The organism is Shewanella chilikensis, from assembly GCF_002836945.1.
GTDB lineage: Bacteria > Pseudomonadota > Gammaproteobacteria > Enterobacterales > Shewanellaceae > Shewanella > Shewanella chilikensis.
Genome location: NZ_NIJM01000014.1, coordinates 56421 through 67516, shown reverse-complemented (window position 1 = coordinate 67516; position 11096 = coordinate 56421). Strand labels below are relative to the sequence as shown.

Genomic DNA, 11096 nt, shown 5'->3' with positions numbered 1-11096 from the left:
ACATTAACTTTCGAAAACAGCATAGTGGCGGCTTGAAAGTGGTCTGAATTTCGTGTTTCCGTCCAGGTTTAACCGTAAAAACAATTTTTTCAGTAGTGTTCTTTTATATACAGTTTGCAAATCAATTATTTGCGACCTCGGAGGTCAGACATCGCTCAAGCGCTTTCCACTGTTCGAACCGTTCATAGATTGAGCAAAGGCTCATCAATACGCAGGGTTCGCCGCTGAAATATAGCTGAATTCAAAAAAATCGGCAATCAAAAGCCTCAACATGTTGTACAATAGCGCGCCCCGAACCGCAACATAAGTGTTATGAAAACCGAGACGCCATCACCCAATCTGCAAGTTCGCCTGGTGACCATTGACGAAGACAATGTTGGCCAGCGCATTGACAATTTTCTGCTCAGCAAGCTCAAGGGTGTACCCAAGAGCATGATCTATCGCATAGTGCGTAAGGGCGAAGTCAGGGTCAACAAGAAACGGATAAAGCCTGAATACAAGTTGGCCGAAGGGGACCTGGTACGTATTCCGCCGGTTCGGGTCAGTGAAGAAAACTATCGCACTGCGCCATCCGCCAATCTTGAGCGGGTATCGCGCCTAGAAGACAGAATTCTTTTTGAAGACAAGCATATTCTGGTACTGAACAAACCTGCCGGCATCGCCGTACACGGTGGCAGTGGTGTGGATTACGGCGTGATTGAAGCGCTGAGGTCCCTGCGACCGCAGCAAAAGTTTCTCGAGTTGGTGCACCGTTTGGATAAAGACACCTCAGGAGTGCTTTTGGTTGCCAAGAAGCGCAGCGCGTTAAAGCACCTGCATGACCAGCTCAGACATAAGCAGATGCAAAAAGACTATCAGGCGCTGGTTCGCGGTGAGTGGCAAAAGCACGACAAGGTGGTTAAGGCACCATTGCTGAAGTTGACACTTAAGTCGGGTGAACGCATTGTACGGGTGAATACCGAAGGCAAGGCCTCGGAAACCCGTTTCAAAATTTTGCAGCGTTATGACGGTGCCACGCTGGTGCAGGCGAGTCCGGTAACCGGCCGTACTCATCAGATCCGGGTGCACTGCCAGTATGCCGGTCACCCCATCGCCTGTGACGAAAAGTACAGTGAGCAAAAGTTTGATGACAGTATGCGGGCACTTGGGTTGAATCGCCTGTTTCTGCATGCGGCGCAACTTAAGTTCACTCATCCTGAGACAGAGACTGAAATGACAGTGCAGGCCCCCCTGGATCCTGTACTGCTTGAGTTGTTGGACAAACTCACTCGGGTATAGAAAGAAATAAGGAAACCGCCCATGAAGGCATACGAGTTACTGATATTCGATTGGGACGGCACCCTGATGGATTCGATAGGCAAGATTGTCCGCTGTATGGAAAATACGGCAAAGGCCATGGCATTGCCAATACCCTCTGAGCAGGCCGTACGTGACATTATTGGCCTATCGATGACAGAGGCTCTGCAATGCCTCTACCCAGCAGGAAGTGTTGACGAATATCAGGCGCTCAGAGAGGAATATAAACAGCAGTTCCTGATGCTTGATACCACGCCTAGCCCACTTTTCAGTGAAACTCCGGCACTGCTGTCACAGCTTCGCAGTGAGAAGTATCTGCTGGCGGTGGCGACAGGTAAGGCAAGGACAGGTCTTGAACGTGTACTGCGGGAAACTGGGCTTGGAGATTTTTTTCATGCCAGTCGCAGCGCCGATGAGGCGAGAAGTAAACCCCACCCGGACATGCTGCAACAGCTATTGGCTGAATTAAAGATAGCGCCTGAGAGAGCCTTGATGGTGGGTGATTCGGTACACGATCTCAATATGGCTACCGGTGCCGGTATGGATGCCATTGGGGTCAGTTATGGCGCCCATAGCCGCGAACGCTTACATGAAGCGGCGCCAAAGGCCATTATCGATAGTCCATTGGGGTTGTTGCACCATCTGTGATCTTCATTGGAACCTTTACCTAAGCACATCCTTTAAAGGCCTGCATTTGCAGGCCTTTTGCTTACCTATTTCGCTAAAAAAAGTGGTGTGCAATTTCAGGAGTTGGCGGTTTTTAACTCCGGACCCAATTCTGGACTCAGGTTTTCTGCGCTCAGGTTCTTTGTACCAAGGCTCCCGGTGTTAAGGTTCAATGCTTCAGTGCCCAGGCTGGATAATGCCAGCGCCGACAGGCGGGTGATGTCGTGGGACGAGACTATGACGCCGCAAATTTCGCCGGCATCATTGATGCAGGGGGAGTGTCGTACACTCATCAGCAACGGCGCTGCCAGATGCGGTGGATGCAACCAATGATTGGCTTCAGGTGTTTCGCCGTTAAAGGCCCGTTCAAGTAGCGGCCGGATCTTCTTCTCAAATGTCTTTCCACCGTGCAGCTCAGTTATATGCTTACCTATTATCTCCTCTTTGGCGCGGTTGAAAAGCTGCTCATACCCTTTGGAGACCATACGGTAGCAATAGTCGGTACCGATAAATGCCAGCAGATGATCTGTGGTGGCTATCATCTGCTTGTGCATGGCGAGCTCGCGATTGACTAACATTCTGTGATATTCGAGCCCGATACGTTGGGCCAAGATCCGGAAAAACTCTTTTGATTTGGCGCTTTCGGCCTGGGGCAGGGTATCTAGCACAAAAATATGGCCAACCGGTTTGCCATCGATGCCGAGGATCAGCTCGGCCTGATAACTCTGGGCGCCTATCTCGCGGATCAGGGCAAAATGAGGAAATCGTTTCTGCAGATCACGGGCGTGGAGTATGTGGGTGCTGGTTTCCTGTTGTTGATAGAGGGACTCACAGGGAGAGCCGGCCAATTCAAAATCAAAAGCAGGCAGGGACTGTTTGTTGTCACAAAAGGCGATGACCTCGCCTTGTGAGGCGTTTTTAAGTCGGCCAAAGCCTGCCCAGCGACATTGGGTCACCAAAGCGAGTGCGCGTAGTGCCCGTTGAAAAAAACGTTTATCCGTACAGGGAGCAGCCAGTAGAGCCAAGGCTTCTTCGGTATCTGTCATCTTTTCACTCTACAAGGGATCATCAAAAGAAGTATGTTGATTAATTGTTATTATTGTAGGGTGAAAGCCTAGTGGTCGCACGTAAATTTACCTTGTTGAGATAAGATTCCGACCCATCCGACAGCTATATCATCTTACATCACAGTGCCACATCTACCTTGGCGAGTCTGCAGGGGGGAAGAGTACAGGTAAAAGGCTGCGCCTGAGTCTTCAGCTTTCTGGCGCCGCAGCATCTCCCAATACTTTGATACCCTGACGGGAGAGCATTTCGATGAGCAGGATTAAGGGTAAACCTACTAGTGTGTTGGGATCTCGTCCTTCAAGGGCCCGAAACAGGGCAATGCCCAAGCCTTCACACTTAAAGCTGCCGGCACACCAGAGCGGTTGCTCGCGGCGAACATAATCGACGATTTCATCTTGGCTCAGGTTTCTGAAATGCACAGTGAAAGGTTCGACTTCCACTTGAGTTCGGTCGCTGCGGCTGTCATAGAGTGCCAGCCCGGTATAAAAGGTAATACTTTTCCCCGAGGCGGCCTGCAATTGCTGGCAGGCTTTCTCTTCAGTCAGTGGCTTGCCGACGATTTGACCATCAATCACGGCAACCTGATCTGAACCTATCACCAGTGCGTTGCTTAGCTGCTTTGCCCCGGCCTGCGCTTTGGCTGCTGCCAGACGCTTGACCAAATCAAAGGCGGCTTCTCCAGGCAGGGGCGTTTCATCCACTTCAGGAGCCACACACTCAAACGCCAAATCCAATTTTGCCAATAGTGCCTTTCGATAGCTGGAGGTTGAGGCTAAAATCAACTGAGGTTCTGTGGGGGAAACCGCGGCCTTGGTGCTGTCATCTTGGTGGGTCATATCTTGGGTTCCAAAGCGATGTGAGGGCGGATATTGTCGCCAAATTTGCCAATGCCTGGCAAGAGTGGCTTTGAGATGAGATGACTGGCTTTATTTTGCGCGGCAACGGCTTGTGAAGAGTCCTGTGCTTGGGTAGAATTCGGCGTCCGTCAATTTCGAACCCGTTGGAACAGGCCTATGATGGCGAGGACTGCACAGGTTTTATTTCCTTTGCGAGCCACATCATCATTTTTCCTTTGACTCCGGCGGTTTCAAACTATAATATGCGCGCCTTATGCAAACAGTAAAGATACCGGTTTCAATTGATCCCATTCGTGCTGCGACCAGTCGCCTTAGCTATCAAGGTGTTGTTCCTGGTACGCAACTGAAGCGATTGAATGAATTATGTGCCGGCGACTGTTCCGATGTGACAGTGTCAATTGAGTGTGGTGTGGATTTACAGGGGATAGTCTACCTGAAAGGGAAGGCTGTGACGGAGCTCACTCTGCTATGTCAACGCTGCATGACACTATTTACCACAGAGGTTACGGTCGAGTTTAGTTTCAGTCCTTGCCGGAATGAAGCTGAAATCGATGAGCTCCCGGATGCGTATGACCCTATTGAGTGCAATGAAATTGGCGAAGTTCGTCTGCATCAATTGATTGAAGATGAATTGATACTGGCTATGCCCTTGATACCGACCCATGACGAAGATGAATGTCATACAGGTTCCAAGGATGTGGCCATAGGCGAGATTGAAGCCGCTCAAGAGGAGCGTCCAAATCCGTTTGCAGTGTTAGAAAAACTGAAGAGCAAGTAATCCAGGAGACAGATCAATGGCTGTACAACAGAATAAAAAATCTCGTTCAAAGCGCGGTATGCGCCGTTCACACGATGCACTGAGCACTGCTCAGCTGTCTGTAGACGCTACCAGCGGTGAACTGCATCGTCGTCACAATGTGACTGCTGACGGTTTCTACCGTGGCAAAAAGGTAATCAACAAGTAAGTTGTTGATTGTCTTATGACGAGTCTGACGCTTGCGTTAGATGCGATGGGTGGCGACCATGGCCCCCACGTGACTGTGCCTGCAGCCCTGCAGGCACTTAAATTATATCCGGATCTCAGGTTTATTCTGGTTGGTGATCAAGACCAGATACAACCATACCTGGCCCAATGCGGGCAAGACATTACCGATAGAATTGAACTTAGACATACCACTGAAGTGGTCAGTATGTCTGACAGGCCAGTGCATGCTTTGCGTTGTCGGCGTGACAGCTCCATGCGTCGGGCGCTGGATGCTGTGCATAAAGGTGAGGCTCAGGCGTGTGTCAGCGCGGGTAATACCGGTGCCTTGATGGCCATGGCCAAGGTGGTGCTAAAGACGCTGCCGGGCATAGACAGACCCGCGTTGGTCAGTTGTCTTCCCACCATCAACCATAAGCCAGTCTATCTGCTGGATCTCGGGGCCAATGTGTCTTGTGATTCAGATACTTTGTTCCAGTTTTCCGTCATGGGTTCAGTACTCTGCGAAGCCGTGACCAAACAACCCAGACCCAAGGTCGCGCTGCTCAATGTCGGCAGCGAAGAGATCAAAGGCAACGACCAGGTGCAGCAGGCTGCCCAGTTGTTGCAACATACTCCTCAAATCAATTATCAAGGTTTTATCGAAGGGGATGAGATTTACCGCGGCAAAGTCGATGTGATTGTCTGCGACGGTTTTGTCGGTAATATTACCCTGAAAACTTCAGAAGGCATTGCCAGACTGTTGATCCATCAGCTTAAGGAAGGGCTGACCCGAGGCTTTTTTGTACGCATGTTGGCCAAATTATTGGCTCCCAGTATTCAAAGCGTGCTGAAACAGATGAACCCCGACCACTATAACGGAGCAAGTCTGATAGGATTGCGCGGAATAGTCGTCAAGAGCCATGGGAATGCGGATGAAACTGCCTATTTACAAGCGATTAGCTTGGCAGTCACTGAAGCAAGACGTCGACTCCCAGAGATGATCAAGCAGCGTCTCGAGTCGATACTTTTAGATATAAACAGCTGATTTCTCCTTATGCATACAAAAATTCTTGGAACTGGCAGTTATCTGCCGGCGCAGGTGCGTAGCAATCAGGATCTGGAAAAAATGGTGGAAACCAGTGACCAGTGGATTGTTGAGCGCACGGGTATTTCTGAGCGTCGGATCGCTGATGCCAGTGAAACGGTTGCCACTATGGGTTATCAGGCGGCGTTGAAGGCCATTGAAATGGCAGGCATCGAAGCCGGCGAACTCGATATGATTATCTGCGGCACCACAAGTGCGGCAAACGCTTTTCCGGCTGCTGCCTGTGAAGTGCAGGCCATGTTGGGGGTTCATACCATCCCCGCATTTGATGTCGCGGCCGCTTGTTCCGGCTTTGTCTATGCGCTGTCGGTTGCCGATCAGTTCGTGAAAACCGGTGCGGCCAAGAAAGTGCTGGTAATAGGCGCCGATGTGCTTTCCAGGCTCTGTGAGCCGGAAGATAGAACCACCATTATTCTCTTTGGTGATGGTGCCGGTGCCGCCGTGGTGGGCGCCAGTGAAGAACCGGGGATCATCTCTACCCACATCTATGCCGACGGTCGTCATGGTGAACTGCTCAAATGCGCCTTTCCGCCCAGAGCCGGAGAAACCTCTGAAGCCGTGGGCTTTATGACCATGAAGGGCAACGATGTCTTCAAGGTCGCCGTCACTCAGTTGTCCCATGTGGTGACAGAAACCCTGAGATTGAATAACGTCGACAAGTCAGAAATAGATTGGTTGGTGCCACATCAGGCCAATTTCCGCATTATTAATGCTACAGCCAAGAAATTGGACATGAGTCTTGATAAAGTGGTGCTGACGCTGGCCAAACATGGCAATACTTCAGCTGCCTCTGTACCTATTGCACTGGATGAAGCGGTGCGCGATGGCCGCATCAAGCGCGGGCAACTCCTGCTGCTTGAGGCCTTTGGTGCCGGTTTTGCCTGGGGTAGCGCTTTGGTTCGCTTCTGATACTCAGTGCCTACTTGCTTCGCACAAGTGAGTAGGACGTCTCAATGCATACTAGTTGATCTGCCGGGCAGATCAGTAGACTCGGGCAGCGGCATCAGCTTTGCTGCCTGCAATCATAGGTAAATGAATATGGAAAATTTCGCTTTCGTGTTCCCGGGACAAGGTTCTCAGGCTGTAGGCATGCTTGCTGATCTTGCCGAAGGCTATCCGGTCGTGACCGAGACTTTTCGTGAAGCCAGTGAAGTGCTGGGTTACGACTTGTGGCAGCTTGTCCAGCAAGGTCCGGCCGAAACTCTTAACGAGACTGACAAGACCCAGCCTGCCTTGCTGAGTGCCAGTGTCGCTCTGTATCGCGCCTGGCAAGCAGCCGGCAAAGCCGCGCCCTGCGTGATGGCGGGTCATAGCCTAGGTGAATACTCGGCGCTGGTATGTGCCGGGGTGCTCAAGTTTACCGATGCCGTTAAGTTGGTTGAGCTGCGTGGTCAGTTGATGCAACAAGCCGTTCCTGCCGGAACCGGCGCCATGTTTGCCATCATAGGCCTGGATAACGACGCTATTGCCAAGGCCTGTGAAGACAGTGCTGAAGGCGCTGTGGTTAGCCCGGTTAACTACAATAGCCCAGGCCAGGTGGTGATTGCCGGTGAAAAAAACGCAGTTGAGCGCGCCGCCGCAGCCTGTAAGGCTGCAGGCGCCAAAATGGCGGTTGCCTTGCCTGTGAGCGTGCCTTCCCATTGCGCTTTAATGAAGCCCGCTGCCGATAAATTGGCCACTGCTCTGGGTGATATCGAATTTAGTCTGCCGCAAATCCCAGTGATCAACAATGCGGATGTCGCCCAGCCTCAAGATGCTGCTGATATCCGTGATGCCTTGGTTCGTCAGCTATACAGCCCTGTGCGCTGGACCGAAACCGTGGAAGCCATGGCTGCCATGGGCGTCACCGAGCTCTATGAGGTGGGGCCGGGTAAAGTCTTGACCGGGCTTTGCAAACGCATTAACAAATCCCTTACTGCCAAGGCAGTCAACGATGCCGCTTCTTTGGCTGCATTGATCGAATAAGGAGCTTTTCATGAGCGTAACATTAGACTTAACCGGCAAGATTGCCCTGGTTACCGGCGCCAGCCGTGGTATTGGCAAGTCGATTGCAACGACTCTGGCCGAAGCCGGTGCTACAGTATTCGGTACTGCAACCAGTGAGCGCGGCGCCGAAGCCATCTCGGCTTATTTGGGCGATAAGGGCCAGGGTTTGGTGCTGAATGTCACAGATCCACAATCTGTTGAAAATTTATTTGCCTCGATCAAAGAAAAAGCCGGCGATGTTGATATTCTGGTGAACAACGCTGGCATCACCCGTGACAATTTATTGATGCGGATGAAAGAGGATGAGTGGCAGGATATCCTGGACACCAACCTGACGTCTCTTTTCAGGTTATCCAAGCCAGTGATGCGCTCAATGATGAAGAAACGTCATGGCCGTATCATCAATATTGGTTCTGTGGTAGGTACCATGGGCAATGCAGGCCAAGTAAATTACTCTGCGGCCAAAGCGGGTTTGATCGGATTTACAAAATCTCTCGCCAGAGAGGTTGCATCTCGTCAAATTACAGTTAATGCTATTGCTCCTGGTTTTATCCAGACAGATATGACGGATGAGCTGACAGAAGATCAGCAACAGGCCATCATGTCCCAGGTTCCAATGGAGCGCTTGGGTCAGGCACAGGAAATTGCCAATGCTGTGCTCTTTTTGGCCTCGGATGCTGCTGCTTACATCACTGGGGAAACCTTGCATGTAAATGGCGGGATGTATATGGTTTAAGGGCGAATGGCAGGGATACTGTCGCAATTGGGTGGTGATCTGCAGCAATTGAGGGCTTAAAATCGTGGTTAGACCACAAATTCTAGGCTTGCAATGTTGGTCAAATCTAATAAACTACTCGCAATCTTACGCAAGTGCGTAATTTGAATAGGAAAGAAAACTAATGAGCAACATCGAAGAACGTGTAAAGAAAATCATCGTAGAGCAACTGGGCGTTAAAGAAGAAGACGTTAAGCCAGCAGCTTCTTTCGTAGACGATCTGGGTGCAGATTCTCTGGACACTGTTGAGTTGGTTATGGCTCTGGAAGAAGAGTTTGATACCGAGATCCCTGATGAGGAAGCTGAGAAAATCACTACCGTTCAGGCAGCGATCGATTACGTTTCCAAGAATCAGTAATCCAGAATTCCAGAAAACAGGCGGCATAATTGCCGCCTGTTTTTGTTTTCGCCCCGTCAGTTTCTGGTTGTACCAGTATCAGCCGATGCATTATCGTGTCTTGTGACCATTCGGCTGCTGGCCGGAGGCAATGGTAGGCTGCAACAGTTTGGCCTATCATGGTAATTCACCCGTTAATCAAAGGTGGACACAGTGACTAAACGTCGAGTTGTTATCACTGGCCTGGGTCTGGTGACCCCGGTCGGCAACACAGTGGACAGCACCTGGCAAGCCTTGCTGGCAGGTCAGAGCGGTATCGCACCTATCACCAAGTTTGATGCCAGCGAATTCAGCACCCGTTTTTCAGGCTCAGTCAAAGATTTTGACGTAGAGCAGTATCTGTCCCGTAAAGACGCCCGCAAGATGGATCTCTTTATTCAGTATGGTATGGCTGCCGGCATTCAGGCCATGCGCGACTCCGGATTGGAGATGGATAAAGAAGATCCCAGTCGAGTCGGAACCGCTATCGGCGCCGGTATGGGCGGCATGTGGTTGATTGAGCAAAACCACAGCGCCTTAATGGCCGGTGGCCCACGTAAAATTTCCCCCTTCTTTGTGCCCAGCACCATTATCAATATGATTGCTGGTCATCTGTCGATTATGTACGGCATGACAGGCCCTAACTTTGCGGTGACAACCGCCTGTACCACAGGGGTTCACAACATAGGTTTTGCAGCCCGAACCATAGCTTATGGCGATGCCGATGTGATGGTGGCCGGTGGCGCAGAAGATGTCACCTGTCCACTGGGCGTTGGGGGCTTTGCTGCAGCCAAGGCTTTGTCTACCCGTAATGATGACCCTCAAGCGGCCAGCCGCCCATGGGATAAAGACAGAGACGGTTTTGTTATCGGCGACGGCGCCGGGGTACTGGTACTGGAAGAGTATGAGCGCGCCAAGGCTCGCGGTGCCAAGATTTATGCCGAGCTGGTTGGTTTCGGTATGAGCGGCGATGCCTTCCATATGACCTCACCTCCAGCCGATGGCGCCGGCGCTGCGGCAGCCATGAAAAATGCGCTGAGAGATGCAAGCCTGGCACCCGAAAGCATAGATTATATTAACGCTCACGGTACTTCTACGCCGGCGGGCGATAAGGCCGAAGCGGCGGCAGTGAAGTCCATCTTTGGCGATCATGCCTACAAGCTGATGGTGAGCTCCACCAAGTCGATGACGGGTCATTTGCTCGGTGCTGCCGGGGCAGTGGAAACCATTTTCTCTGTATTGGCCCTTAAAGATCAGGTAGTTCCGCCTACCATCAACCTGGACAATCCGGATGAAGGTTGCGATCTGGACTTTGTTGCCCATACCGCACGTCAGACCAAGGTAGAGCATGTGCTATGTAACTCTTTCGGGTTTGGTGGCACCAATGGTTCCTTGTTGCTGAAGCGAGTTTAAGATTCAACGACTTGAAAAAGCGCCTGATGGCGCTTTTTTTAGCTTTAAAATCAGTTAGTCATATGCTCAAGGTAAACCCAGAATTAACCTTTGTTCATCTCTATTGGCATTCTTTGAATATAGCGCCAGAATCCCGCCAAATGATTCTGGAGTTTTCACTATGCTCAATCCTGCAATGTTTCCTGTTATGGCTATGCTCGGGGCGATTGCTGCCAATTTGACTGAGTTGGTACGGGGAGAAAACAGCCGCTGGCAACCGGCGATGGAGATTGGTGTTCGCACTTTCAGTTTGGCCATCGCCGCCTATACAGTGCTCTGGTTTGCCTTACTGACAGCGGCGGTTTATGCCGGTGGTGATGCCGATGTGATGGCCGGGGTAGAGGTGCTGGGTATCTTCCTGCTGGCGATGGGAATTTACTCACTGTTTCATCTGTCCCGTTTTATCAATAGCAAAGTGCAGCTGTGGATCTATCGGCTGGCCTTACTTCTGGTGATTGGCGGAAGTTTCCTGGTATCTAAGTTTGGGTGATCGCGAAATTTTCGCGTACACTTTCAGCCAAGAGCGGTCAGCAGACCGCCAAGCCTGATGA

Annotated in this window: 13 protein-coding genes; 11 read left to right on the top strand and 2 right to left on the bottom strand. The window is 51.1% G+C overall.

Annotated elements, in window-relative coordinates:
- The first annotated feature begins 312 nt into the window (after window positions 1–312).
- Both rluC and CX651_RS07390 read left to right on the top strand, forming a co-directional pair.
- Window positions 313–1278 carry a 23S rRNA pseudouridine(955/2504/2580) synthase RluC gene (gene rluC / locus CX651_RS07395; protein ID WP_101055166.1) on the top strand — a complete coding sequence of 322 codons (966 nt, stop codon included), beginning with the start codon at window positions 313–315 and terminating at the stop codon, window positions 1276–1278.
- A gap of 21 nt (window positions 1279–1299) precedes the next feature.
- A complete protein-coding gene (locus CX651_RS07390) occupies window positions 1300–1944 on the top strand; it encodes an HAD-IA family hydrolase (protein ID WP_101055164.1) in 645 nt (214 codons plus the stop codon).
- A gap of 95 nt (window positions 1945–2039) precedes the next feature.
- On the opposite strand, the gene CX651_RS07385 is transcribed toward CX651_RS07390, so the two are convergent.
- Together CX651_RS07385 and CX651_RS07380 are read right to left on the bottom strand one after the other, a co-directional pair.
- Window positions 2040–3008: a PAS domain-containing protein gene (locus CX651_RS07385; protein ID WP_101055162.1), complete on the bottom strand. Its 969-nt coding sequence runs from the start codon at window positions 3006–3008 to the stop codon at window positions 2040–2042.
- 210 nt (window positions 3009–3218) lie between these two features.
- Window positions 3219–3866, bottom strand: coding sequence for a Maf family protein (locus tag CX651_RS07380; protein ID WP_101055160.1), 648 nt, complete (start codon window positions 3864–3866; stop codon window positions 3219–3221).
- Window positions 3867–4140: 274 nt separating this feature from the next.
- Here CX651_RS07380 and yceD point away from each other — a divergent pair, with 274 nt between their 5' ends.
- The 9 genes from yceD to CX651_RS07335 all read left to right on the top strand — a co-directional run bounded on the left by yceD (window position 4141) and on the right by CX651_RS07335 (window position 11035).
- Window positions 4141–4665, top strand: a complete 525-nt coding sequence (gene yceD / locus CX651_RS07375; protein ID WP_101055158.1) for a 23S rRNA accumulation protein YceD — start codon at window positions 4141–4143, stop codon at window positions 4663–4665.
- A 16-nt stretch (window positions 4666–4681) separates the two neighbouring features.
- Window positions 4682–4852 carry a 50S ribosomal protein L32 gene (gene rpmF / locus CX651_RS07370; protein ID WP_025009546.1) on the top strand — a complete coding sequence of 57 codons (171 nt, stop codon included), beginning with the start codon at window positions 4682–4684 and terminating at the stop codon, window positions 4850–4852.
- Between the two features lie 15 nt (window positions 4853–4867).
- Window positions 4868–5896 carry a phosphate acyltransferase PlsX gene (gene plsX, locus CX651_RS07365; RefSeq protein ID WP_039033289.1) on the top strand — a complete coding sequence of 343 codons (1029 nt, stop codon included), beginning with the start codon at window positions 4868–4870 and terminating at the stop codon, window positions 5894–5896.
- Between the two features lie 9 nt (window positions 5897–5905).
- Entirely contained in the window at window positions 5906–6865 is a 960-nt protein-coding gene (locus CX651_RS07360; RefSeq protein ID WP_039033288.1) for a beta-ketoacyl-ACP synthase III, read from the top strand.
- 129 nt (window positions 6866–6994) lie between these two features.
- Complete coding sequence (gene fabD / locus CX651_RS07355) at window positions 6995–7921, top strand: ACP S-malonyltransferase (protein WP_101055198.1); 927 nt, start codon at window positions 6995–6997, stop codon at window positions 7919–7921.
- A gap of 10 nt (window positions 7922–7931) precedes the next feature.
- The gene (gene fabG / locus CX651_RS07350; protein ID WP_039033287.1) at window positions 7932–8678 is read left to right on the top strand and encodes a 3-oxoacyl-ACP reductase FabG; all 747 of its coding nucleotides are present in this window, start codon (window positions 7932–7934) and stop codon (window positions 8676–8678) included.
- Window positions 8679–8841: 163 nt separating this feature from the next.
- Complete coding sequence (gene acpP / locus CX651_RS07345) at window positions 8842–9075, top strand: acyl carrier protein (RefSeq protein WP_006081231.1); 234 nt, start codon at window positions 8842–8844, stop codon at window positions 9073–9075.
- A gap of 192 nt (window positions 9076–9267) precedes the next feature.
- Window positions 9268–10506, top strand: coding sequence for a beta-ketoacyl-ACP synthase II (gene fabF, locus CX651_RS07340; protein ID WP_101055156.1), 1239 nt, complete (start codon window positions 9268–9270; stop codon window positions 10504–10506).
- A gap of 160 nt (window positions 10507–10666) precedes the next feature.
- On the top strand, window positions 10667–11035 hold the full coding sequence (locus CX651_RS07335; protein WP_101055154.1) for a hypothetical protein: 369 nt from the start codon (window positions 10667–10669) through the stop codon (window positions 11033–11035).
- The last annotated feature ends 61 nt before the right edge of the window (window positions 11036–11096 follow it).

Excerpts from the sequence above, each read along its gene's own strand:
- rluC (WP_101055166.1), top strand. The coding sequence starts at position 313 with ATGAAAACCGAGACGCCATCACCCAATCTGCAAGTTCGCCTGGTGACC.
- CX651_RS07390 (WP_101055164.1), top strand. The coding sequence starts at position 1,300 with ATGAAGGCATACGAGTTACTGATATTCGATTGGGACGGCACCCTGATG.
- CX651_RS07385 (WP_101055162.1), bottom strand. The coding sequence starts at position 3,008 with ATGACAGATACCGAAGAAGCCTTGGCTCTACTGGCTGCTCCCTGTACG.
- CX651_RS07380 (WP_101055160.1), bottom strand. The coding sequence starts at position 3,866 with ATGACCCACCAAGATGACAGCACCAAGGCCGCGGTTTCCCCCACAGAA.
- yceD (WP_101055158.1), top strand. The coding sequence starts at position 4,141 with ATGCAAACAGTAAAGATACCGGTTTCAATTGATCCCATTCGTGCTGCG.
- rpmF (WP_025009546.1), top strand. The coding sequence starts at position 4,682 with ATGGCTGTACAACAGAATAAAAAATCTCGTTCAAAGCGCGGTATGCGC.
- plsX (WP_039033289.1), top strand. The coding sequence starts at position 4,868 with ATGACGAGTCTGACGCTTGCGTTAGATGCGATGGGTGGCGACCATGGC.
- CX651_RS07360 (WP_039033288.1), top strand. The coding sequence starts at position 5,906 with ATGCATACAAAAATTCTTGGAACTGGCAGTTATCTGCCGGCGCAGGTG.
- fabD (WP_101055198.1), top strand. The coding sequence starts at position 6,995 with ATGGAAAATTTCGCTTTCGTGTTCCCGGGACAAGGTTCTCAGGCTGTA.
- fabG (WP_039033287.1), top strand. The coding sequence starts at position 7,932 with ATGAGCGTAACATTAGACTTAACCGGCAAGATTGCCCTGGTTACCGGC.
- acpP (WP_006081231.1), top strand. The coding sequence starts at position 8,842 with ATGAGCAACATCGAAGAACGTGTAAAGAAAATCATCGTAGAGCAACTG.
- CX651_RS07335 (WP_101055154.1), top strand. The coding sequence starts at position 10,667 with ATGCTCAATCCTGCAATGTTTCCTGTTATGGCTATGCTCGGGGCGATT.